The sequence below is a fragment of the Amycolatopsis sp. PSD-21 genome, assembly GCF_055561455.1.
In genome coordinates this window covers 4967978-4989930 of record NZ_CM145712.1, presented here as the reverse complement: position 1 = coordinate 4989930, position 21953 = coordinate 4967978, and the positions used below count along the sequence as shown (strand labels likewise).

Annotated in this window: 21 protein-coding genes; 10 read left to right on the top strand and 11 right to left on the bottom strand. The window is 70.6% G+C overall.

Annotated features, from left to right (window positions below; translation table 11 throughout):
- Nucleotides 1-22 precede the first annotated feature (22 nt).
- From ACZ1DY_RS23590 to ACZ1DY_RS23575, 4 genes are all read left to right on the top strand, one after another.
- On the top strand, nt 23-523 hold the full coding sequence (locus ACZ1DY_RS23590) for a flavin reductase (RefSeq protein ID WP_465480857.1): 501 nt from the start codon (nt 23-25) through the stop codon (nt 521-523).
- The gene (locus tag ACZ1DY_RS23585) at nt 520-780 is read left to right on the top strand and encodes a hypothetical protein (RefSeq protein WP_257486389.1); all 261 of its coding nucleotides are present in this window, start codon (nt 520-522) and stop codon (nt 778-780) included. The genes ACZ1DY_RS23590 and ACZ1DY_RS23585 overlap by 4 nt, the downstream gene beginning before the upstream one ends.
- Complete coding sequence (locus ACZ1DY_RS23580) at nt 777-2015, top strand: amidase (protein ID WP_465480856.1); 1239 nt, start codon at nt 777-779, stop codon at nt 2013-2015. Before ACZ1DY_RS23585 ends, ACZ1DY_RS23580 begins: the two co-directional genes overlap by 4 nt.
- Nucleotides 2016-2154: 139 nt before the next feature.
- Nucleotides 2155-2796 carry a response regulator transcription factor gene (locus ACZ1DY_RS23575; protein WP_465480855.1) on the top strand — a complete coding sequence of 214 codons (642 nt, stop codon included), beginning with the start codon at nt 2155-2157 and terminating at the stop codon, nt 2794-2796.
- A gap of 324 nt (nt 2797-3120) precedes the next feature.
- Here ACZ1DY_RS23575 and ACZ1DY_RS23570 read toward each other — a convergent pair whose 3' ends face one another.
- Entirely contained in the window at nt 3121-3684 is a 564-nt protein-coding gene (locus ACZ1DY_RS23570) for a nuclear transport factor 2 family protein (protein WP_257486391.1), read from the bottom strand.
- Nucleotides 3681-5003, bottom strand: a complete 1323-nt coding sequence (locus ACZ1DY_RS23565) for an MFS transporter (RefSeq protein WP_465480854.1) — start codon at nt 5001-5003, stop codon at nt 3681-3683. The genes ACZ1DY_RS23570 and ACZ1DY_RS23565 overlap by 4 nt, the downstream gene beginning before the upstream one ends.
- 159 nt (nt 5004-5162) lie before the next feature.
- On the opposite strand from ACZ1DY_RS23565, the gene ACZ1DY_RS23560 reads away from it, so the two are divergent.
- The 3 genes from ACZ1DY_RS23560 to ACZ1DY_RS23550 all read left to right on the top strand — a co-directional run bounded on the left by ACZ1DY_RS23560 (nt 5163) and on the right by ACZ1DY_RS23550 (nt 10000).
- A complete protein-coding gene (locus tag ACZ1DY_RS23560) occupies nt 5163-6569 on the top strand; it encodes an amidase (RefSeq protein WP_257486392.1) in 1407 nt (468 codons plus the stop codon).
- A gap of 115 nt (nt 6570-6684) precedes the next feature.
- Complete coding sequence (locus ACZ1DY_RS23555) at nt 6685-7425, top strand: ABC transporter ATP-binding protein (RefSeq protein ID WP_465480853.1); 741 nt, start codon at nt 6685-6687, stop codon at nt 7423-7425.
- 4 nt (nt 7426-7429) lie between these two features.
- The gene (locus ACZ1DY_RS23550; RefSeq protein WP_465480852.1) at nt 7430-10000 is read left to right on the top strand and encodes an FtsX-like permease family protein; all 2571 of its coding nucleotides are present in this window, start codon (nt 7430-7432) and stop codon (nt 9998-10000) included.
- A gap of 18 nt (nt 10001-10018) precedes the next feature.
- On the opposite strand, the gene ACZ1DY_RS23545 is transcribed toward ACZ1DY_RS23550, so the two are convergent.
- From ACZ1DY_RS23545 to ACZ1DY_RS23530, 4 genes are all read right to left on the bottom strand, one after another.
- On the bottom strand, nt 10019-11368 hold the full coding sequence (locus ACZ1DY_RS23545; protein WP_257486395.1) for a DUF2252 domain-containing protein: 1350 nt from the start codon (nt 11366-11368) through the stop codon (nt 10019-10021).
- 51 nt (nt 11369-11419) lie between these two features.
- Nucleotides 11420-12187, bottom strand: a complete 768-nt coding sequence (locus tag ACZ1DY_RS23540) for a DUF1206 domain-containing protein (RefSeq protein ID WP_465480851.1) — start codon at nt 12185-12187, stop codon at nt 11420-11422.
- Nucleotides 12188-12248: 61 nt separating this feature from the next.
- Entirely contained in the window at nt 12249-13826 is a 1578-nt protein-coding gene (locus ACZ1DY_RS23535) for a hypothetical protein (protein WP_465480850.1), read from the bottom strand.
- Nucleotides 13811-14584, bottom strand: a complete 774-nt coding sequence (locus ACZ1DY_RS23530) for an ABC transporter ATP-binding protein (RefSeq protein WP_257486398.1) — start codon at nt 14582-14584, stop codon at nt 13811-13813. The genes ACZ1DY_RS23535 and ACZ1DY_RS23530 overlap by 16 nt, the downstream gene beginning before the upstream one ends.
- 120 nt (nt 14585-14704) lie before the next feature.
- On the opposite strand from ACZ1DY_RS23530, the gene ACZ1DY_RS23525 reads away from it, so the two are divergent.
- The 3 genes from ACZ1DY_RS23525 to ACZ1DY_RS23515 are packed head-to-tail and all read left to right on the top strand — an operon-like array spanning nt 14705 to nt 17020.
- Nucleotides 14705-15955, top strand: a complete 1251-nt coding sequence (locus ACZ1DY_RS23525) for a sensor histidine kinase (RefSeq protein WP_465480849.1) — start codon at nt 14705-14707, stop codon at nt 15953-15955.
- Nucleotides 15952-16602 carry a response regulator gene (locus ACZ1DY_RS23520; RefSeq protein WP_465480848.1) on the top strand — a complete coding sequence of 217 codons (651 nt, stop codon included), beginning with the start codon at nt 15952-15954 and terminating at the stop codon, nt 16600-16602. The genes ACZ1DY_RS23525 and ACZ1DY_RS23520 overlap by 4 nt, the downstream gene beginning before the upstream one ends.
- A 58-nt stretch (nt 16603-16660) precedes the next feature.
- Nucleotides 16661-17020 (top strand): antibiotic biosynthesis monooxygenase family protein, encoded by a 360-nt coding sequence (locus tag ACZ1DY_RS23515; RefSeq protein ID WP_126735085.1) that lies wholly within the window; start codon nt 16661-16663, stop codon nt 17018-17020.
- On the opposite strand, the gene ACZ1DY_RS23510 is transcribed toward ACZ1DY_RS23515, so the two are convergent.
- The 5 genes from ACZ1DY_RS23510 to ACZ1DY_RS23490 all read right to left on the bottom strand — a co-directional run bounded on the left by ACZ1DY_RS23510 (nt 16956) and on the right by ACZ1DY_RS23490 (nt 21824).
- Nucleotides 16956-18323: a DJ-1/PfpI family protein gene (locus ACZ1DY_RS23510; RefSeq protein ID WP_465480847.1), complete on the bottom strand. Its 1368-nt coding sequence runs from the start codon at nt 18321-18323 to the stop codon at nt 16956-16958. The two genes, ACZ1DY_RS23515 and ACZ1DY_RS23510, sit on opposite strands and share 65 nt — an antisense overlap.
- Before the next feature lie 2 nt (nt 18324-18325).
- A complete protein-coding gene (locus ACZ1DY_RS23505; RefSeq protein ID WP_257486402.1) occupies nt 18326-18724 on the bottom strand; it encodes a hypothetical protein in 399 nt (132 codons plus the stop codon).
- Nucleotides 18725-18889: 165 nt separating this feature from the next.
- Complete coding sequence (locus tag ACZ1DY_RS23500) at nt 18890-19531, bottom strand: response regulator (RefSeq protein ID WP_457954112.1); 642 nt, start codon at nt 19529-19531, stop codon at nt 18890-18892.
- Complete coding sequence (locus ACZ1DY_RS23495; protein WP_465480846.1) at nt 19528-20631, bottom strand: sensor histidine kinase; 1104 nt, start codon at nt 20629-20631, stop codon at nt 19528-19530. Before ACZ1DY_RS23495 ends, ACZ1DY_RS23500 begins: the two co-directional genes overlap by 4 nt.
- A gap of 194 nt (nt 20632-20825) precedes the next feature.
- The gene (locus ACZ1DY_RS23490) at nt 20826-21824 is read right to left on the bottom strand and encodes a LacI family DNA-binding transcriptional regulator (RefSeq protein WP_034318806.1); all 999 of its coding nucleotides are present in this window, start codon (nt 21822-21824) and stop codon (nt 20826-20828) included.
- Nucleotides 21825-21953: the final 129 nt, after the last annotated feature.

Below are 21953 nucleotides of genomic sequence, written 5' to 3'. Positions count from 1 at the left end.
GCCACGGCTCTAGCGTCGAGGTATGCCCGATGAGCTGACCACGACCCAGCGACGGTTTCGCGCGGCGATGGCGAACCTTTCGACGGCTGTCAACATCGTCACCACCGACGGCGTCAGCGGCCGCGCCGGCATCACGGTGAGCGCGGTCTGCTCGGTCACCGACTCACCCCCGACCCTGCTGGTCTGCGTCAACCAGTCCAGCTACACGCACGACATCTTCCGCACCAACGGGCGGATGGCCATCAACGTCCTGGCGCCCCAGCACAAGGACCTCGCCCTGCAGTTCGCCGGTGCGACGGACGTGCCGATGCTCGACCGGTTCCGGTCCGAGGTCTGGGAGCACGACCGGTTCCGCATCCCCGTCGTCCGAGACGCGGCCGCCGTCCTGATCGGAGGTGTCGGTGCCGAGTTCACCCAGGGCACGCACACCGTGCTCTTCGTGGAGGTCGAGGACGTCTTCGTCGACGAGGGCGCCGGCGGCCTCGCCTACTTCCGCCGCGAATTCCACCGGATCGCGCCATGAGCGAGCGCACCACGTTGATGTGTTACAACGACAACCACGGGTACGGCTGGCGTCATGTGGACCTGTTCGTGCACGACGCCGAGGGCCGCGAACTGGAGTGGGTCCACTGGCAGGTCCCGGCCGACGGCCCCGACGCCGCCGACGAGGTGACCGCGCGGGTCGAACCCCTGCTGAGGCGCACCTCGGAGTGGCGGCACGGGGTGAGCGCCGGCGGCGTGGACTTCTGGGAAGCGGACGCCGCCTGGGTGGAGCGATGAAGCTCTCGCGCCCGTGGTCGCTGCGGGAACTCGTCCGGGATCTGCGGGAGGGGCGGACCACTCCGGAGGATGCTCACAAGCGCGCGCTGGCCCGGATCGCCGAGACGGAAGCGGATCTGCACGCCTGGGTCGACCGGACGGCCTTCCTGCCGGGTGCGGGCGTGCCACTCGGGGTCAAGGACATCATCGATCTGGCGGGCGTGCCCACCCGGTGCGGTTCGGCGCTGCGCGCGGAAGCCGCTCCGGCGGCCTCGGACGCGGCGATCGTGACCGCCTGGCGCGCGGCCGGCGCCGTGCCGCTCGGGAAGACGGTCACCACCGAGTTCGCGTTCTTCGCCCCCGGCCCGACCCATAATCCCGCGGCTCCCGGCCATACCCCGGGCGGTTCGTCGAGCGGATCGGCCGCCGCCGTCGCGTCCGGGCAGGTCCCGCTGGCGCTGGGCTCGCAGACCGCCGGATCGGTCACCAGACCGGCGTCGTACTGCGGGGTCGCGTCGCTGGTCATGAGCCGTGGCCGGTATCCGGTCACCGGGGTGACGGGGCTGAGCCCCAGCCTGGACAGTCACGGCGTCTTCGCAGCGACTGCCTCCGACCTCGCGATCGCCTGGTCGGCGCTGACCGCCGATCCCGATCCGGAACCGCGGCCGCCGCGGATCCTGGTGTGGTCCGCCGACGCGCTCGACGTCGTCGAAGCGCCGATGCGGCACGCCGTGACACAAGCGGCGAAGCGGCTGCGGGAGGCAGGGGCGACCGTCTCGGCCTTCCTCGACGAACGGCTGATGGCCGAGCTCACGGCCGCCCATCCCGTGGTGATGGCCTACGAAGCGGCCCGCGAAAGGGCTGCGGAGCTCGCCTCGGCCGACCGGTTGAGCGCTCCCTTGGCGCAGTTGCTGCGGACCGGCGCCGCGACCTCGACCGACGAGTACGAAAGCGCCCGCGCGACCATCGCCGACGGCGCGATCCGGCTCGCGGAGGTGTTCGGCTCGTACGACGTCGTGCTCGGCCCGGCCGCGCCCGGCGCGGCGCCACGAGGACTGGACGCGACCGGGAATCCCGTGCTGAGCCGGGGCTGGCAGGCGCTCGGCCTGCCCGCGGTCGCGCTGCCCGGGTTCACCGACCCGGCGGGGCTGCCGCTCGGGCTTCAACTCGTCGGACGCCATGGCGGGGATGCCGAACTGCTCGGGCACGCCTGCTGGGTGGAACGGGTGCTCGCCGGGCCGTCATCTGGGGAGTGAGGGCCCTCTTGGAGTGCCCGCGGGGTGTTGCGAAAGCCACTTTTGCAACCTTGAACGTTGCGAAAGTGGCTTTCGCGCCATGGCCTCCGACCGTGCGCGTCCGCCCCTTGGCTTACCCTTCGACCAGGAGGAGCTCCGCATGACCACCACTGAGTCCGCGCCCGGCGGCGAGACGTCGCCGGTGGTCTACATCGTCGACGACGACGAGGCCATCCGCCAATCCCTGGTGTTCCTGCTGGAGAGCGTCGGCATCCAGGCGCTCGTCTACCCGGACGGGCCGACGTTCCTGGAGGAGTTCGACCCCGACGAGCCGAGCGTGCTGATCATCGACGTCCGGATGCCCGGGCTCAGCGGGCTGCAACTGCAGGAGAAGCTCGTCGCGCGCGAATTCCCGGCCCCGGTGATCTTCTGCTCCGCGCACGGCGACATCCCGATGTCGGTGCGTGCGCTGCGGCTGGGCGCCGTGGACTTCCTCGAGAAGCCGTACGAGCCGCAGCGGATGCTGGAAGTCGTCCAGGCGCAGCTGGTGGTCGCGTCGGAACGGTTCTCGGCGGCGGCTTGCCGCAAAGCCGTCGCCGAGCGGATCGCGACCCTGACCCCGCGGGAGCGGGAGGTGCTCCGGCTGGTGATCGACGGCCTGCCCAGCCAGCTGATCGCGCGGCAGCTGGGCACGAGCGTGAAGACCGTCGACGTGCACCGGGCCCGGATCAAGGCCAAGACCGGGTCGGACAGCCTCGGCACCCTGGTGCGCGACGTCCTCCAGCACCAGGTCACCGTCTAGGGCGCAGGGGTCTTCTTGCCCGCCGAAGTACATGAAGGCCCCCTTCCTGTACCTAGACGCAAGAAAGGGGGCCTTCATGTACTCGGGAAGGTGTGAAGGTCGAGTTTCCTCGGCTGAGCCGAGGGAAGGGGGCCTTCACGCGCAGCCGCTGTGACTGCTGATGCACAGGGGGCGAACGGGGCGATTGCGGAGTCCGTGAAGGTCTCCTTGAGGGACTTTGGGTTCCTCAAGGGGGCTTCACGGACTTGGCCTGGCATCAGCACCGGCGATGTCGTGTGACCGGATGGACGCCACACGTGTGGCGTCCGTCCAGTCACACCGTCCTCACTCACGAGCCCCCGGCGCCATCAGCACCGACGACGCCGGGAAGTCAGAGGCGAAACCCCCGGGCAGCGGAGCGATGAAGACGTTCTCGGTCCGCGTGCGGCTGATGAGCCAGCGGCCGTCCTGGCGCCGGAACGCGTTGTTGAGCCTGCTGGAGCGCAGCAGGCCGGTGCCGTCGGCGTACAGCCACGGCTGGACGTGGATCCATTGCCCCTCGGCCCGGTCGCCGTCGACGTGGATCTGCTCGGACGTCAGGTAGTGGGCGTTGAGGACCAGCGCCGGATCCCGCTTCTCGCCCCAGAACCGTTCGAAATGCGCCCGGATCCGGTCCTTGCCGACCGCGCGGCCGAACTGCCCGTCGTAGTACTCGCCGACGCCCTCCCACACGGCGTCCTCCGTGTACAGCCCGAGGATCAGCTCGATGCGGTGGTCGTCGCCGGTGACGCCGTACTCCGGGCAGGGGGTGTCGCAGAGGAACATGTAGCGGGCCTGGATCCGGCGGATCTCGGCCTCGGCCTCCAGCACCTCGACGCGGTGACGCAGTTCGGCGAGCTCGTCCTTCATCGGCGGGTCCTCACTGGTGCGGTTTCGGGGAGGGCCAGCAGGCAGACGACGGTCAGCGCCATCCCGCCGGCGAGGTAGTAGCCGACCGACGTCGAGGAGCCGGTCCATTCGATGAGCCGGTTCGCCATCGACGGCGCGAGGCCACCGCCGAGCACCGCGCCGAGCTGGTAGGCCAGCCCGGCGCCGGACTGCCGTTGTTCGGGCGTGAACAGCTCCGTCAGGTAGGTGATCAGCGGGCCGAACAGGAAGCCGGTGAGGGCGAAACCGACGGCGATGGCGAGCGCCCACGCGGTCAGCGTGCCGATCTCCGCGATCGGGAACAGCAGGAACATGTAGGCCAGTACCGCGACGGCCGACGCGAGCATCACGGGTTTGCGGCCCAGTTTGTCGGAGAGCCGGGCGCCGATCACGACCGTGACCGCGTGGAGCGCGAGGCCGGGCAGGGTGCCCCACAGCACGTCCTGGATGTCGAGGCCGAGGCCCTTCGGCGCCGGACCGGCGGCGTAGGAGAGCATGAACCCGGCCAGGACGAACATGACACCGTTGAGCCCGGTGTTCGCGCCCGCGGCGAGCAGCAGTTTGCCCCAGTTGTCCCGGATGACGTTCCAGATCGGCAGCTTGACGATCTTCTTGTCCAGTTTGCTGGCCGCGAGCTCGTGGAACACGGGCGATTCCTCGAGGGCACGCCGCGCCCAGACACCGATGGCCAGGACGACCGCGCCCGCGATGAACGGGATCCGCCAGCCCCAGCTGGTGATCACCCCCTGCGGCAAGTAGAAGATCAGCACGAAGGCCAGGTTCGCCAGCAGCGCCCCCACCGGCGACCCCAAGGCGACGAACGCGCCGAACGCCGCCCGCCGTGACGGTGGCGCGTGCTCCACGGCGAGCACCGAAGCGCCGCCCAGTTCCCCGCCTCGGGAGAACCCGTGCACCAGGCGCAACAGGACGAGCAGCAACGGCGCGGCGACCCCCATCGTGGCGTAGCCGGGCAGGAGTCCCATCAGGACGGTGGCCGCGCCCATGAGGTAGAAGGTGATGAGCATGGCGCGGCGGCGGCCGTAGCGGTCGCCCACCCAGCCCATCACGATCGCGCCCAGCGGCGCGACGACGTAGCCGATCGTGTAGGTCGCCAGGCTCATGAACGAGGCGAACCAGGGATCGGTGTCGCCGGAGAAGAACACCTTCGGGAAGACCAGCGCGGAGGCGACCGTGTAGATCGAGAAGTCGAAGAACTCCAGCGAGGTTCCGGCGCCCGCGCCGATCGCGAGCCTGCGGGTCTGGGCGGAGGTGGTCTTGGATGGAGCGGTGGATGCTGTCATGCGCTCTTCCTTGAACGTGACGGGACGGTCGACGTTGCGCCCCTCCCCGGCAACGTTCGTCCCAACGTAGGAAGCTCCGCGTGCCCCGCCTATTGGAGGAACCCGCTGCCGGACTGAAGGATTTCCCTACCGAGTCCCCGACCCCGAGGAGGTCCGCGCGTGAGCGCGATCAACGATCTGCCCGCCACCACCCAGGCCCGGATGCTCGCCTCCGGCGAGTTGTCGGCGAGGGAACTGCTCGACGCCACGCTCGACCGCGTGGCGAAGCTGAACCCGAAGCTGAACGCCGTGGTCAGCATCGACGAGGAGAGCGCGCGGGCCGCCGCCGCGGCCGCCGACGAAGCGCACGCGGCCGGGCGGTCGCTCGGGCCCCTGCACGGGCTCCCGCTCGCCGTGAAGGATCTCCACGCGACCGCCGGCATGCGCACCACCTACGGCTCGCCCGCGTTCGAGGACAACGTGCCCGACGCGGACGAGCTCGTCGTCGCCCGGATGCGGGCGGCGGGGGCGATCGTCTTCGGCAAGACGAACGTTCCCGAGTTCGGCGCGGGTTCGCACACCTTCAACCCGGTGTTCGGCCTGACCCGCAATCCTTACGCGCCGGACCGCTCCGCGGGCGGTTCGAGCGGAGGCGCCGCCGCCGCGCTCGCGGCGGGGCTGACGTCGCTGGCCGACGGCAGCGACATGGGCGGATCGCTGCGGAATCCGGCCTCGTTCTGCAACGTCGTCGGCCACCGGCCGAGTCCGGGACGAGTCCCCGCGTGGCCGGCGAAAGACGCCTGGTTCACCCTCGGTGTTCAAGGTCCGATGGGGCGCACGGTCGCCGACACGGCCCTGCTGCTGTCCGTCCAGGCGGGACCGGACGAGCGCGCGCCGCTGTCGCTGCCCGAATCCGGTGCCGTGTTCGCCGCCGGGTTGCCGACGCGGCTGGACGGCTTCCGCATCGCGGTCTCACCCGATCTGGACGGCCGGGTACCTGTCGACGCGGAGGTCGCGGCGATCGTGGAAGCCCAGGTGGACGTGTTGCGCGGCCTCGGTGCCGAAGTCGTCTCCGGCTGTCCCGACCTGACCGGAGCCGAGGAGGTCTTCCAGACCTTCCGGGCCCTGTACTACGCGCAGGGGGTCGGTGACCTCATCGACGCCGAACCGGACAAGGTCAAGCAGGCCATCCGCTGGAACGTCGCGAAAGGACGCGCGCTCACCGGCGCCGACGTCGCGACGGCCATCCGGCTGCGCACCGAACTCTTCCACCGTGTCCGCGCCTATTTCTCCACTGTGGACGCCGTCGTTCTTCCCGCCAGCCAGGCACTTCCGTTCGACGCGGAACTGGAGTACCCGAAAACGGTGGGCGGGTCCGAGGTGGAGGACTACCTGCACTGGATGCGGGCGGCCTACCTGATCTCCGCCACGGAATGCCCGGCGACCGCCGTCCCGGCCGGCTTCACCGCCGAAGGACTGCCGGTCGGTGTCCAGGTGGTCACGGCACACCACGCCGACCTGCGCGCTCTCGGAATCGCGCACGCGCTGGAGAAAGCCGGTGGTCACACCGCCCGCAGGCCGGGGTGACCGGCGTCATGGTGGTGCCAGCGCTACCACGAGTCTTCCCTCACGCGGGATCGATCCGGACCCTCGCCGGCCGTAGGTTTCCTCGAGAGAGATCACCACCGGTTAAGGGGAAACAATGAATTCAGGGGGCACACGCGCCTTGACGCTGGAATCCGTGAGCAAGGTCTACGGATCCGGCGACGGCGCGGTCACGGCCTTGAACGGGGTGACCGTCGAGGTGCGCAAGGGCTCGTTCACCGCGGTGATGGGACCGTCGGGATCGGGCAAGAGCACCTTCCTGCACTGCGCGGCGGGGCTGGACAAGCCGAGTTCCGGCCGGGTGCTGCTGGGGGACACGGAACTGAACAGGCTGCGCGAGAAAGCGCTCACCGAGCTGCGGCGGACCCGGATCGGGTTCATCTTCCAGGCCTACAACCTGTTGCCGTCGTTGAACGTGCTGCAGAACATCACGCTGCCGATGCGGCTGGCCGGGAAGAAGCCGGATCCGCGGTGGCTGCGCGAGATCGTCGAGGGAGTCGGGATCGCGAAGCGGCTCGAACACCGCCCGTCGGAGCTCTCCGGCGGTCAGCAGCAGCGGGTCGCGATCGCCCGCGCGCTGATCACCCGGCCCGAGGTCGTCCTCGCCGACGAGCCGACCGGGGCACTGGACACGCGCACCGCGCGCCAGGTCCTCGACCTGCTTCGCTCCATTGTGGACGGTATGGGGCAGACCGTGCTGATGGTCACCCACGATCCGGTCGCGGCTTCGGCCGCGCACGGCGTGCTGTTCCTCGCCGACGGCAAGCTGGCGGGCCATCTCCCGGAGCCGACTCCGGAACGGGTCGCCGAGCGCATGACCCACCTCGGGGAGTGGTGACGTCATGTGGGATTTGGCTTGGCAGACGACGAAGACCCGCTTGAGCGGTTTCGTCGGCGCGTTCGTCGCGATCCTCTGCGGGACGGCGCTGGTCGCCGGTTGCGGCATCCTGATGGAGTCCGGTCTGCGCGCGGGTGTCCCGACACAGCGGTACGCGGACGCGGCGGTCGTCGTCGGCGGTCAGCAGAAGGTCGACCCGCCGGGCGCCGGTCCGCTCGAGACCCAGCAGGTCGCCGAGCAGGCTCCGGTGCCGGTGAGCCTCGCCGGGGTGATCTCCGCGGTGCCGGGGGTCCGCGGCGTGGTGGCGGAGCAGAGCTTCCCGGCGACCGTGGTGACGACCGACGGCCGGACGCTGAGCGGTCCGAAAGGCGGGCAGTCGCTGGGGCACAACTGGGACGCCGCGGCGCTGGCGCCGTTCTCGCTGCGTGAAGGCCGGGCACCCGCGGGTGCCGACGAGGTCGTCCTGGACGCGGACCTGGCGTCGCGCAGCGGAGTGTCGGCCGGCCAGCGGGTGAAGATCGCCGTCCGCTCGACGCCGGTGGAGTTCCGCGTCTCCGGTATCGCCGCGCCGAAGTCGGGTGACGGCCTCGCCCGGCAATCCGCGGTGTTCTTCTCTCCGGAGAGGGCCGCCGAACTCGCCGGGACACCCGGACAGGCGCACGCGATCGGTGTGCTGGCGGACCCTGGAGTCACGTCGGGGGACCTCGCCGACCGGATCCGGGCAGCGGTCGGCACCGACAAGGTGACGGTGACGACCGGGGTCGAGCGCAGCACGGTCGAGTTCCTCGACGTCAGTCAGACCCGGATGCTGCTGATGGCGCTCGCGGGTTCGTTCGGCGGTTTCGCGCTCCTCATCGCGGTGTTCGTCGTGGCCAGCACGCTGGCGCTGGTCATCAACCAGCGACGCCGGGAGTTCGCGCTGCTGCGGGCGATCGCGGCGACCCCGCAGCAGATCCGCAAGCTCATCGGCGCCGAGACGATGATCGTCGCGGTGGTCGCCGGAGTACTGGGCAGCGGACTCGGTGTGGCCGTGGGATTCGGGCTGAGGAACGCGTTCGGGGCCATCGGCGTGATCCCGCCGGACTTCGAACTGGCGATCAGCCCGATCCCGCTCGTCGCCGCGCTGGCGCTCGGCCTCGGCACGGCGCGCCTGGCCGCCTGGTCGGCTTCGCGGCGCCCGTCGTCGATCCGCCCGGTGGAGGCGCTCGGCGAGGCCGCGGTGGAGCGTCGTGAACTCGGGCGCGTGCGCGTCCTCATCGGCTGCGCGCTGGTGGTGGCCGGTCTCGGCGGATCGATGGTCCCGATCTTCCTCAGCGGTGACGCGGGGCTCGCGGCTTCGGGAAGTTCGTCGCTGATCATCGTGATCGGGCTCGCCGTGGTCGGCCCGAAGGTGGTCGCGGTGATGACGCGGCTGATCGCGCCGGTGCTCAACCGGACGTCGCGGATCAGCGGCTACCTGGCCGCGGCGAACAACCAGGCCAATTCGCGCCGTCTCGCCGCCGCGGTGACGCCGGTGATGCTGGCGGTCTCGTTCGCGCTGACGATGTTCTACAGCCAGACCTCCGCGGCCGCCGCGCGCCAGGAAGAGACCGTCGAGTCGACGACCGCGGACCACGTGCTCGCCAGTGCCACGGGCGGGCTCTCGCCGGAGGTCGCCGAGGCGGCGCGGCGGATCCCCGGCGTCGCGGCCGCGACCCCGGTCGTCCACACCGAGGTGATCAACACGGTGCGGGAACAGGACAGCCTGCGCGTCGAGCGGTACGCGGCGCAGGGACTGGACGGCGCGCAGATCCGCGGGAACCTCGAACTGGGCGTCGTGTCGGGCAAGATCACCGACCTGACCGGGAACACCGTCGCGATGAGCGAATCGGAGGCAGGCTGGTACGAGAAGAAGATCGGCGACGAGGTCGAGTTCTTCTTCGGTGACGGCGCCCCGGCCAAACTGCGGCTGGTCGCCACCTACACCCGCGACCAGGCGTTCGGCCGCTACGTGCTGCCCGCGGACCTCGCCAGGGCGCACACCGGGGACCGGATGGACGACGCGGTGCTGGTGCGGCAGCAGCCCGACGCGGACGCCGCCACCGTCACCGCCGCGCTGAAAGATCTCGCGACCCGCTACCCGGGACTGGCCGTGACACCGGGATCGGCGGTGGCCGCTCCCGCCGGCGGGCAGCAGCAGGCCCAGTTCTACGTGAACCTGGTCGCGGTCGGCGTGATCCTCGGCTACGTCGTCATCTCCGTGGCGAACACGCTGGTGATGAGCACGGCGCAGCGCTCCCGGGAGTTCGCGCTCCTGCGCCTGGTCGGCACGTCGAAACGCCAGGTGGTGCGGATGATGCGCTTCGAAGCGCTGACGACCGTCGGTGTCGCGGCGCTGCTGGGGACCGTGGTCGCCGGGGTTCCGCTGGTACTGCTCAACCTCGGTCTGCGCGGCACGCCGCTCCCGTCCGGCACGATCACCGTCTTCGGCGGTGTCATCGCCGGGGCGATCCTGCTCGGTGTCCTGTCGCTCGGCCTCGCCACCCGCGTGGCCTTGCGGTCGAAGCCGATCGAGGCGATCGGTCTCCGCGAGTAGCGCGTCCCCGTCGTCCGGTCAGCCCTCCGCGGCGGGCCGGACGGCGGGGATCTTCCCGCCGCGGAAGGCGTCCACGAACAACCGGTGGTCGTTCCGTGACTGCTCGGCGTAGGCCATCCCGAACTCGGTCAGCGTGCGGACGAACTCCTCTTCCCGGTCGCCGATCACCGCGGCGATGGCCGCTTCGCTCTGGAAATCGACGAGGGTCTGCTCGGAGTCCGAATCGGACACACAGTGCATCTTCGCGGTGGCCCGGCCGAGGTAGTCGAGGACCGGCCCCATCTCCGACGGTTCGGTCAGATCCGACCAGTCCAGGTCGTCGACGTAGGGCGAGAGCTCCGAGACGACGAACCCGGTCCCGTCGATCTCCGTGTATCCCAGCCAGGGATCCGCGTGCGCCTGCAACGCGCGCTGGGAGACGGCGGTGCGGTGCCCCTCGTTGGTGAAGTAGCCGCGGATGCTCTCCTCGGACACGATCCGGCTCGGCGCCGCGACGTTGCCTTGTTTCATCGAGAGGACGACGTCGTTCTCCAACGCCTGGGTGCGGCCTTCGACGAGGATGTTGTACGCGGGCAGCCCGGCCGAACCGATGCCGAATCCCGTCCGGCCGACGATGTCCTTGACCCGGTAGGTGATGCTGCCGAACCGCTTGTTCTCCGGAATGGTGTCCAAATAGGACTCGAAGGCCTTGGCCGCGATCTCGTGCTCGGCCTTGTCCAGTACCCGGACGCCCGGCCCGTGCCGGAACCGGCGGTCGTAATCCTCCACGGTGGTCAGCTCGTCGAGCAGGTCGATCCGCGTCTTGAGCCGGGCCCTTAGCAGGACCTGGTGGAGCGCGCCCTCGGTGCTGTCCAGCTGGAGACGGACGAGTTCGTCGCCGGGACGCTCGGCGTATTCGCGGACCTGCTTGACGTAGGCGCGCAGGTAGGTGCCGATCAGCGTCTCGATGTCGTCGTCGGAGATCGCCTTGCTCCACGCCAGCAACGCGACACTGGCGGCGAGTCGTTTGAGATCCCAGGTGAAGCAGCCGAGATACGCCTCGTCGAAGTCGTTGACGTCGAACACCAGCGTCCCCGAAGAATCCATGTAACTGCCGAAGTTCTCGGCGTGCAGGTCGCCCTGGATCCACACGCGACTGGTCTCCGCGTTCGCCCACGGGTCGTCCTCGTGCGCCATGTCCGCGTAGAACAGGCACGCCGAACCGCGGTAGAAGGCGAACGGCGCGGCGGCCATCTTGCGGAACTTGCGGCGGAACGCGTCGGCGTCCGCGCGCATGAGGTCCTCGAAGGCGTCCACCAGCACTTCGACGATCCGCGCTTGACGGTCGTCCTCGCCGCCCTCGCGAATCAGTTCGATCACACCTGCCATCACGACCTCCAGACGTCGTTCACGGTGCCACAGGTCGGGCGGGCGGGCAGATCAGATCTTGCGGAAGCGCGCGTCCAGCAGCGCGAAGGCGCCGAACGCGGCGATCCCCGCCGCGAGCGCGAGGAGCATCGGGCCGCCGTACGGCTGCGCCGACAGCGTCTTCAGCGCGGCGTCGAGGCCGCTCGCCTTGGCCGGATCGAAGGTGACCGCGGCGACGACCGTCAGCACGCCGATGGTGCCGTACGCGGCGGAGAGCGCGATCCAGCCGATCTGCCCGAGCCGGATCGTCGTGGTCCGGGTCTGGCTGGAGGCGCCGCCGAAGTCGAGCTCCCGCACGAACGTCTTCCGGAATCCGCGCTGGGCGAGGAACACCGCCACCGCGACCACGGCGATCCCGGCGGCGGTGACCAGGACCTGCCCGTACGACTCCGCGAGGATCCCGGCGACGAGGGAACCTTGCCCGTCGTCGGCGCCCGCGGTGGCGAGTTTCACCGCGCTGTAGGACACGAGGCCGTACAGCACGACCTCGATGGCGCTGACGATCCGGCGCACGGTCCGCCGCCGCGCCTTGACGTGCCGGTGCCCGGTGATCGCCTCGCTGAGCTGCCACAACGCCAGGACGGCGAGACCGCCCGCGATCAGCCACAGCAACCACGCGCCGCCCTCGGCGACGACCATCTGCAGTGCGCCCGCCTTGTCCGCCTTCGCCTTGTCGCCGAGCGCGACCTGCGCCGCGAGCCAGGCGACGAGCAGGTGCACGATCGCGTAGCAGACGAGCCCGCCTCGGGCGATCAGGCCGAACGTCTTGCTCTCGCGCATCGGCCGATCCTTGTCGAGTGGACGCCCGCCCGCCAGACCCGGCCGGAGCAACGTGCCCGGTTCACCGCAGTTTCGCGAAGGTCTCGGGGAGCCGTGCCGCCAGCCTGCGGGTCGCGAGGGCGCCGCCGATCCAGGCGCCCGCCACCGCGTTGACCGAGGCGACCGCGAGCGTCGCCGCCCCGAACCAGGCCGGGAGCGCATCACCGGCGAAGGTCAGCGCCGCGGCCATCGCGGACGTCGGCGCGGTCGCCCACAGCTGGATCTGGAACGCCGCGAAGATCCCGGCCGTGTTCTCGCCGGCATCGGTGGCGTTGACGCGCCGGTGCGGGTCGACGCCGGGTGTCGCGCCGAGCACCGACATCACCACCGCGGTACCGCAGCCGACCCCGAGCAGCGCGATCAGCACCGCGAGGATCGGCACGGCGTAGGTGAAGATCCCCGTCACGGCCATCATCGCCGCGGACAGGACGAGGGCGGGCAGTCCGAAGAGGACGGTGATGCCGATCTGGCGGCCGCGGACGTCGGCACGCACCGTCGCCGGGCTCTCGGCCACCACGAGCTGCCACAGCGCGGTGCCGTCCTGGCCGTAGAGGTTCGCGCCGCTGAGCGCCACCGTGAGCGCGACGGCGGCACCGGCGAGCCCGGCGATCTCGGGTACTCCGGCGATCGCGCCGTAGACCGCGATGAACACCCCGAACCAGATGGCCGAACGGACCTCCAGGCTCCGCCAGGGATCTCGCCACCAGGTACGGAGTTCCTTGCCCACGACGGCGCCGAGCGGGCTCGCGGGGAGCAGCCGGGCGCGGGTGAGCACGCGGCTGCCGAGGGGGCGGCGACGGCGTCGCGCGGTGCGGGCGCCGACATGCGGGGTCAGCAGCACGATCGCGGCCGTCGTCACGGCGGCCGTCGCACCGGCGAGCAACGCGAGCGAGCCCAGCGCGGGTATCGGCCGTCCCGCGGCCATCTCGCCGACGGCGCGCAGCGGCAGCCCGAACGGCGTCCACTCCAGCGCCGCACGGGCGGGGACGGTACCGAAACCGTCACGCAGGAACGCCGGGATCGACTCCAGTACCGGCCGGACGATGGCCCAGCCCGCCGTCATCGACGACAACAGCAGGCCGTACTGGACCGCGGCGAGCTCCACGCCGAGGTGGGTGCGCATCGCGGCGCCCAGCAACGCGTAAACGGTCCGGGAGAGCGCCACCAGGAAGACGACCAGGAGCACCGCGCCCACGAGGGCCACGGCGACCGAGGCGATCGCGGTGCCGCCGGTCGCCGTGGCGAGGGCGTACGGGATCAACGCCAGCGCCGCGATCGTCGTCACGGCACCGCCGACTCCGGCGAACGCGGACGCCAGCAGCCCGGCGCCGAGCCCGCGCCGCGCGAGCGGCAGCAGGGTGAAGTACTCCGGGCGCAGCATCGCGGCGCCGGAGGTGAGGACGGGGCCGACCAGCCAGCCCGCCGTCCAGAAGGCCAGGACGAGCAGCAGCACGTCGGTGCGGGAGGCCGGTTCCGCGAAGAACACGGCCGCCCAGGTCGCCGTGGCCGCCAGCACTCCGGCGAGCAGGCCGAGCACTCGTTTCCAGCTCGGCGTATGCCGCTGGATCGCGAGTTTCAGCCGGATCAGGTCGCCAACCACGCCAGGTCCTCCGCTCCGACCGAACGCTCGCCGACGAGCCGCACGAACACGTCTTCGAGGGTCGAATCACCCCGGACCTCGGCCAGCGTGCCGCTCGCCACGACACTCCCGTCCGCGATGATCGCCACCCGATCGCACAGGTCCTCGACCAGCGACATCACGTGCGACGAGAGGACGACCGAGCCGCCCGCCGCGACGAACCGCAGCAGCATCGCGCGCAGCACCCGCGCCGAAACCGGGTCGACGGCCTCGAACGGTTCGTCGAGCACGAGCACCCTCGGCGCGTGCAACAGAGCCGTCGCCAGCCCGATCTTCTTCCGCATCCCGGTCGAGTACTCGATGACGAGCACCCCGCGTTCCTCGGCCTCTTCGAGTTCGAGGATCCGCAGCAGTTCGGCCGCCCGCGACCGGACGACGGCGGCGTCCATGCCCCGGAGGAGCCCCCAGTAGGTCAGCAGTTCGGCGCCGGTCAGGCGTTCGGGCAGGGCGAGGCCGTCGGGCAGGACACCGAGCATGGCCTTCGCCCTGGCCGGTTCGGCCCAGACGTCGACGCCGTGGACCAGCGCGCTCCCCGAGTCGGGGCGCAGCAACCCGACTGCCATCGCCAGCGAGGTGGTCTTGCCCGCGCCGTTCGGGCCGACCAGCCCGGTCAGCGACCCGGGCGGCACCGTGAGCCCCACATGGTCGGCGGCGGTCTTCCCGGAAAACGCCTTGGTGAGCCCGTCGAGTCGCAGGGCGGGCGCCGGTTCGCTCAGCATGGGCTCAACCCTGACCGCCGCGGTACGCGCGCCGCTTCGGTCTACGGGACCGATTCGATGGCCGAGTGGCCAGGAAGATCGTGGCCACTTGTCCGGTCTGTCGGTATCTACACTGCGAGGATGGCCGTGACGGTGGACCGCTGGATGCTGCCCGGTGAGCTCGCCCGTGCCGACGAACCGGGGGAGTGGTCCGGGACGCGCACGCCGCGCGACTGGGCGGTGGACGTGACGATGTTCGCGGTCGCGGCCCTCGTCTGGTTCCTCGAGTTCCGGTATTTCGTCCTTCCCGGCGTGCTCGGGCTGCCGAGCTGGACGCAGGTGGCCGACGCGGTCCTTGGCGGGATCGTCTGCCTGGCGCTCTGGTGGCGACGGCGGTTCCCGGTGACGGGCGGTGTCCTGGCCGCGACGGCCGGGGCGCTCGCGAACACCGCGGCGGCGGCGATGATCCTGCTGCTGTTCTCCCTCGCCCTGCACCGGGGCTGGAAGCCGGCGGTCCCGATCACGTCGGTGGCGGTGCTGATCAGCGTCCCGTACATCCACGCGTACTTCCCCGGCGCGGCAGCGCAACCCCTGCCCTGGCTGATCAGCCTGGTGCTCGGCGCCGCGCTCGTGGTGACGGCCGGGATCGGCGTGCGCGCCCGCCGTCAGGTCGTGCTGGCGTTGCGGATGCGCGCGGACGCTGAGCGACGGGCGCATAGCCGTGAACTGGAGGAGAGCCGCCTGGCCGAACGCCAGCGGATCGCGCGCGAGATGCACGACGTCCTCGCACACCGGATCTCGCTGCTCGCGGTGCACGCCGGGGCGCTGGAATACCGCACGGCGCAGGCGGAACGCGGTGCCGCGCCGGAACCCACGGCGGCCGAAGTCCGAGACGTCGTCGCGGTCGTGCGGTCCAACGCCAATCAGGCGCTGGACGAACTGCGCGAGGTGCTCGACCTGCTGCGTCAGCGGCCCGACGGCGAGGACGGCCGAGAGGCGCCGCAGCCGACGGTGGCCCGGCTGCCCGCTCTGGTCGACGAAGCCCGCCAGAGCGGACAGCAGGTGCGGGCCGCTTTCGCCGAGGGACTCGGGGAGTTGCGGCCGCAGATACAGCGCACGATCTACCGCATCGTCCAAGAAGGACTGACGAACGCGCGGAAACACGCCCCCGGCGCGGCCGTCGACGTGCTGGTGAGCGGCTCCGCGACGGGGGAGGTGCTGGTGCAGGTGGCCAACGCCGCGCCGATCGGGGTCACCACCAGCGAGATCCCCGGCGCCGGCGCGGGACTGATCGGGCTCGCCGAGCGGATCGCGCTGCACGGCGGGGAGCTGAGCAGGGAGATCAGCGACGGCAAGTTCCGCGTACGGGCCCGGATACCGTGTGTGCCGTGATCAAGGTACTGGTGGTCGACGACGATCCGCTCGTGCGCGGCGGGCTCGGGCTCATGCTGGGCGGAGCGGTCGACGTCGAGGTCGTGGGTGAGGCGGCCGACGGCGCCGACGTCGCTGGCGCCGTGACCCGGCTACGGCCGGACGTCGTGCTGATGGACGTCCGCATGCCGGTGCTCGACGGGATCGCCGCCACCGCCGCGCTCGCCGGGCGGACGGGCGAGCACGCACCCGCCGTGGTCATCCTGACGACCTTCGACGCCGACGAGACCGTGCTCGCGGCCTTACGGGCGGGCGCGGCGGGGTTCCTGCTGAAGCACACTCCGCCGGAGCAGATCGTCGAGGCGGTCCGGCGCGCGGCGGCCGGGGAACCGGTGCTGTCGCCGGAGGTGACCCGGACCGTGATCGCGATGGCGGCGCGGCGGGGCCCGGATCGCGGAACCGCGAGGAACCGGATGGAGCTGCTGACCGAGCGGGAACGTGACGTCGCGCACGCCGTCGCGGAGGGGCTGAGCAACGCGGAGATCGCCGAACGCCTGCATCTTTCCCGGTCGAGCATCAAGGCGACCGTTTCCAGCGCGCTGACCCGGCTCGACCTGACCAACCGGATCCAGCTCGCGATCGTCGCCCACGAGGCGGGCCGGACTTGATCTCCAGTTAGGTGGAGGGTGAAGCCTGGTGTTCACCGAATCGCGTCAAGGAGTGAACATGGGCGAAGACAAGGGTTTCTACTCGATCATCGAGTACGCGGTCGACGGACCGGAGACCCAGGCGGCGTTGGTCGAGGCCTTCGCGGAGATCCAGGACCGCTGGGTCCGGTTCTACCCGGGTTACGTTTCGGCCCGTTTCCACGCGAGCGTGGACGGGACGAGGGTCGTGAACGTCGTCAGCTGGGCGAGTGAAGCGGACTACCGGCATTTCGAGGAGACGTCGGATACCGAGGGACGGCTCGCGGCCATCCAAGCCGCGCTCGACGGCCTGCCCGGCGAGGTCGAGTCGCTGGTCAGTGCGAATCCCCGCTACCGCGTCGTGCGGGAGACGGGCCCCGGCCCGCGGATCGCCGGCTGACGGCGCGGATCCCGAAGGCCGCGAGCAAGCCGAGGGCGGCCAGCCCGAACGGCCGGAGCGTGACCGTCCACGGCCACGCTTCGCCGTCGAGCGCGAGGTGGGCGGGCCGGTACTCCAGCGTCCTCGACGTCCATCGCGTGGTCGCGGCGTCCGTCGTACGGGCCAGGTCTTCGAGGACGGCGTCGAACGGGAACCCCGGTTCGGTGTGCAGATACACCGGTGAGAAGCCGGAGTATTGGTCGGCGGCGTGACTCGCGGCCGCGTCGGTGCCGGGCACGATCAGCCGGTCGAGCTCGGTGGTGGGGGTCCCGCGCGGCGCGAAGGTCAGGCCGTGCCGGGACCGGATCGGCGTGCCGTCGAGACCGACCGCTCGCGTTTCGACCGCGAGGGACTGGCCGTAGGTGTCGAACACCGCGGCCAGTTCCAGCTCACGGATCCCGGTGGTCAGCAGGACTTCCAGCCTGGGCTTGTCCCATCGGAAGGCGGTGTTGAACCCGACCACGGTGTCCGCCGCTTCGAAGCTGTTCTGCTCCATCGGCGGGCTGGAGCCGGGGGAGTAGTGGGCCCAGCCGACGGCTTCCGCCGCCCTCCGCGCGGCCTCGGTGCCGGCGAAGCGCTCGGTGAGCCGGAGCGCCCCGTCGATCCCGGAGAGGATCCCCGCCGTGGTGAGGATGTTCCCGTCGTCGACGTAGCGCGTGCCGCGAATCCAGTCCACGGAGGGGAATTCGTCGTCGAAGCCGTCGATGCGGATCCAGTGCGCGGTGGCCTTCCGCCCGTCGAGGAGCCCGGCCGTGGCGAGCACGCCCGAACCGTTGCAGACGCTCATGAGCAGCGAGCCCCGCGCCGACTGCCGGATCAGCCACTCGGTCACCGGCCGGGTGGTCGGCTCGCCGAGATCCGGCAACGCGGGCACCACCACGACGTCCGGCGCGGCGGACGCGAGCAGCCTGTCGAGATCGGCGAAACCCAGGTCCGGGATGAGGTCGAGTCCGCCGGTCAGCGTGACCGGCCGGACCTCCGGCGCGACGGTGTAGACGTTGAACGCGCCGGACGCGGCCAGGACCTCGTAGGGCGCGAGCGCGTCGGAGACGACGGCGCCCTCGTTGCCCACCACGACCACCGCGGTCGGTTTCGCGGGATCGTGCGGCCGGTGGGCGGGACGCGGCACGATGCCGTCGTTTCTCGGCGTGTAGCGGTCTTCGAAGCTGGCGTTGAGGGTGACCGCGCCGAAGGTGACCGGCAGGGCCAGGGCGGCGACGGTGAACGCCAGCACGGTCAGCGTGACGCGCAGGAAGGATCGCATGGTCAGAGCCCGTACTCGGCGCGGCGGCGGAGCATGGCGGCGAGCATCGCGGGCACCATCAGTACGTGGCCGGCGGTCATCAGCGTCGATCCCGAGATCAGGCCGGTCCAGAAGAACGGCATGAACAGCAGATAGGGTACGTACATCGCGGCCGACATCTCGGCGATCGAAGCCCAGCCGTGGCGCCGGATCCGCATCCACAGCGCCATGCCGAGCGACATGTTCGTCGCCATGACCAGCGCGTTCGCGGTCACGTTCCCGGCAAGACCCGGCCACAGGAACGACCAGACCGGTTCGAGCACGATCATCCCGGCCACCATCGCGATCAGCATCTCCACGGCGTGGCGGACGAAGTGCAGAACGGCCTGCTTGCGGGTCTTCGGTTCGGTCGTGTGCTTCATTTCCAGCTCCCTCGGTCGGTGCGACGGGAGCAATGTTCGGCCGGGGCGGGTCACGCGGGCAGGTGCCGGAAGTCATGCGCGAGGTCATGTGACCGTGTCGTCCGTCCAGTCACGCGTGTCGTCCGCCTGATCACGCGTGTCGTCCATCCGGTCACGACCCGCCGCTCAGAACAGGCCGAGTTCCTTCGCGCGCAGCGCCGCCTGGGTGCGATCCCGCACCTGAAGCTTGGACAGGACACTCGTCACGAGGTTCTTCACGGTGCCCTCGGCGAGGAACAACGTCTTGGCGATCTCGCGGTTGCTGCGGCCGTCCGCCAGGAGCCGGACGACCTCCAGTTCACGCTCCGAAAGCGGCGTCGTCGACGGCCGGGGTGCCTCGGCGGGCAGCCGCGCCACGTGCGCGACGAGTTTCGCCGCGACCGACGGCTGCAGCACCGATTCGCCCCGCTGGGCCGCGACCAGCGCTTCGACCAGCCGCGTCGACGAGACGTCCTTGAGCAGGTAGCCGACCGCGCCCGCGCGCAACGCGGCGAAGACGTCCTCGTCGTCGTCGAACGTCGTCAACGCCAGGACGCGCACGTCCGGTTGCTCGGCCCGAAGCCGGGCTGTGGCGGCGATTCCGTCCAGCACCGGCATCCGCAGATCCATCAGCGCGACGTCGGGACGGAGCTCGGCGCAGAGCCGGACGGCCTCCTCGCCGTCGCCCGCCTCACCGACGACGTCGATCTCAGGCTGGACCTCCAGCAGGGTCGCCAACGCTTCGCGGAACAACGCCTGGTCGTCGACGATCAGCACCCGGACGCTCATCCCGGCACCTCCACGGTGAGCGTCGAGCCGTGGCCTTCCGCGGAGTCGACCGAGACACTGCCGCCGAGCCCGGCGACCCGCTCGCGCAGTCCCACGAGACCGAAACCCTTGTCCGGCTCGGAATCTCCGGTGAACCCGATACCGTCGTCGCGGACCTCGAGCCGGACTCGATCGGCGACGGCGTAGTCGAGTACCACGGTCGCGGCGGTGGCCCGCGCGTGCTTGCGCACGTTGGTCAGTCCCTCCTGAGCCGCCCGGAACAGCGACTCCTCCACGTCGGCGCGGGTGTCCCTCGGAGTTCCCTTGACCGCGAACCCGGTCGGCACGCCCGCCGCGGAAGTCTCTTCGGTCAGTGTCCGCACGGCGTCCGTGAGCGGTTCGGAACGCGGCTCCCGCAACGCCGACACCGACCGGCGGACCTCCGCCAGCGCCTCCCGCGACTGGTCCTGTGCCTTGGCGAGCATCCCGTCGGCCCGTTCCGTGTCGCCGGTGCCGATCACCGCGCGGGCGGCCTGCAACATCATCTGGACGACGGTGAGATGGTGACCGAGCCCGTCGTGGATGTCGCGCGCGACGCGGTTGCGCTCCTGGATCGTGGCGAGTTGTTCGGCCTGCGCGGCCTGGTCGCGCAGACGTTCGTGCGCCTCGGCCAGTTCCTCCCGGGCCCGCTTCTCACGGACGACCAGCTCGGTAACCACGGCGGCGAAGACCATGACCGCCAGCGTCCCGAGCCCCTCGCGGAGCCCGTCCAGCGGCGCCATCGGCAGGTGGATCAACGGGATCACCACCGCGACCCCGAAGGCCACCGGCAGCGGCAGCAGCAACACGGTGTGGCAGACGAGGACCACGAGAAGCAGGACGGCGCCGACAGCGGCGCCCGAAAGCGAGAACAGGGTGAAGCCGAGCGGTAACTGAACGCAGACGTACGCGATCGCCCACGCGCGCCCCTGCTTCTGCACCCAGGGGAAGCCGGTGATCGCGATCGCCGCGTAGACCAGCCCGGCGAGGAGCGTCGGCAGCACGAGCGTCTCGTATCGGGCCGAGCCGAGCGGCAACGTCACGTACGCGACGAGGGTCAGCACGGCCAGGGCCCGGTTCACGGACACACCATGCCACGAGTCCCGCGTTTCGTCCTCTGAATGCGGGCTCCGCGGGGCTCGCGACAGTCGAAACCGGCGCCGAAGTGAGGCTGCTGGCTTCCGGCTAGGCGGCGGAAGGGCCCGTTGCGAAAGCCACTTTCACAACCTTCAACGTTGCGAAAGTGGCTTTCGCAACCTCACTCGCCCCCCGGGGGTCAAGCGATGGTGCTGTTCCGGATCTCCAGCGAGAACGGCGTCTGGACGTCCTCCGGTTCCAGGTCGCTCCCGCCGGCGATACGCCGCCGCAGCAGATCGACCGCGGCCCGCGCGATCGCCGCCTTGTCCGGCGCGATCGTCGTGAGCGAAGGCAGGCTGTACGCGCTCTCTTCGTTGTTGTCGAAGCCGACGATCGCCATGTCCGACGGCACCTGGACGCCCCGTTCGGCCGCGGCACGAAGAGCGCCGATGGCGAGAAGGTCGTTGAAACAGAAGACCGCGTCGGGCGGCTCCGGCAACGCGAGCAGATGCGCCATCGCCTCGGCGCCGTTGGCGCGGTGGTAGCGCAGGGCGGGCAGGACCAGCTCGGGAATGGGCGTGAGACCCGCTTCTTCGAGCGCGGAGTGGTAACCCTCCAGCCGTTGCGCGGCGGTGTGGCGTTGCGGATGCGCGCCGATCGCGGCGATCCGGCGGCGGCCGAGCGAGATCAGGTGCCGCACCGCGATCCGGGCGGCCTGGACGTTGTCGATGCCGACGTGGTCGATCGGGACGTCGACGACGTGCTCGCCGAGCATCACCAGCGGCACGCCTGGCGCCAGATCCTCGAAGTCGTTGGTGTGCAACGCTTCCGGGCTGATGATCGCGCCGTCGATCAGGTGCGGGCCCAGCGCGGACAGGGCATTGCGCTCCCGTTCCCTGGTGCCGAGGGTCTGTTCGATCAGGACGTTCCACTCGTGTTCCTGCGCCGCTTGCAGGACGAGACCCGCCAGCTCGCCGAAGTACGGGATACTCAGCTCGGGCAGCATCAGCCCGAGGAACCCGGTGCGGCCGCGGCGGAGGTTCCGGGCACCGAGGTTGGGCCGGTATCCGGTCGACGCCAGTGCCTCCTCGACGCGCTTGCGGTTCTCCGGCTTGACGAAGTCGTAGCCGTTGACCACGTTCGACACGGTCTTGACCGAGACGCCCGCAAGCTTGGCGACGTCCTTGAGCGTGGCCACCCTCGCTCCCCTCTGCAGTGCTCCGGCACAGATCCGGCACAGCCTAGCCGCGCGAACGGCGGATTTACAACGTTGTACCAACGATGTAAATCTGGCATCGTCCCTATGAGTGACATGGGTCACCGCAGA

Coding starts and splice junctions, on each gene's coding strand:
- ACZ1DY_RS23530 (WP_257486398.1), bottom strand. CDS start 14,584: ATGCTGAGCGAACCGGCGCCCGCCCTGCGACTCGACGGGCTCACCAAG.
- ACZ1DY_RS23545 (WP_257486395.1), bottom strand. CDS start 11,368: ATGGCAGGTGTGATCGAACTGATTCGCGAGGGCGGCGAGGACGACCGT.
- ACZ1DY_RS23525 (WP_465480849.1), top strand. CDS start 14,705: ATGGCCGTGACGGTGGACCGCTGGATGCTGCCCGGTGAGCTCGCCCGT.
- ACZ1DY_RS23550 (WP_465480852.1), top strand. CDS start 7,430: ATGTGGGATTTGGCTTGGCAGACGACGAAGACCCGCTTGAGCGGTTTC.
- ACZ1DY_RS23575 (WP_465480855.1), top strand. CDS start 2,155: ATGACCACCACTGAGTCCGCGCCCGGCGGCGAGACGTCGCCGGTGGTC.
- ACZ1DY_RS23540 (WP_465480851.1), bottom strand. CDS start 12,187: ATGCGCGAGAGCAAGACGTTCGGCCTGATCGCCCGAGGCGGGCTCGTC.
- ACZ1DY_RS23570 (WP_257486391.1), bottom strand. CDS start 3,684: ATGAAGGACGAGCTCGCCGAACTGCGTCACCGCGTCGAGGTGCTGGAG.
- ACZ1DY_RS23555 (WP_465480853.1), top strand. CDS start 6,685: ATGAATTCAGGGGGCACACGCGCCTTGACGCTGGAATCCGTGAGCAAG.
- ACZ1DY_RS23585 (WP_257486389.1), top strand. CDS start 520: ATGAGCGAGCGCACCACGTTGATGTGTTACAACGACAACCACGGGTAC.
- ACZ1DY_RS23505 (WP_257486402.1), bottom strand. CDS start 18,724: ATGAAGCACACGACCGAACCGAAGACCCGCAAGCAGGCCGTTCTGCAC.
- ACZ1DY_RS23515 (WP_126735085.1), top strand. CDS start 16,661: ATGGGCGAAGACAAGGGTTTCTACTCGATCATCGAGTACGCGGTCGAC.
- ACZ1DY_RS23590 (WP_465480857.1), top strand. CDS start 23: ATGCCCGATGAGCTGACCACGACCCAGCGACGGTTTCGCGCGGCGATG.
- ACZ1DY_RS23500 (WP_457954112.1), bottom strand. CDS start 19,531: ATGAGCGTCCGGGTGCTGATCGTCGACGACCAGGCGTTGTTCCGCGAA.
- ACZ1DY_RS23510 (WP_465480847.1), bottom strand. CDS start 18,323: ATGCGATCCTTCCTGCGCGTCACGCTGACCGTGCTGGCGTTCACCGTC.
- ACZ1DY_RS23580 (WP_465480856.1), top strand. CDS start 777: ATGAAGCTCTCGCGCCCGTGGTCGCTGCGGGAACTCGTCCGGGATCTG.
- ACZ1DY_RS23565 (WP_465480854.1), bottom strand. CDS start 5,003: ATGACAGCATCCACCGCTCCATCCAAGACCACCTCCGCCCAGACCCGC.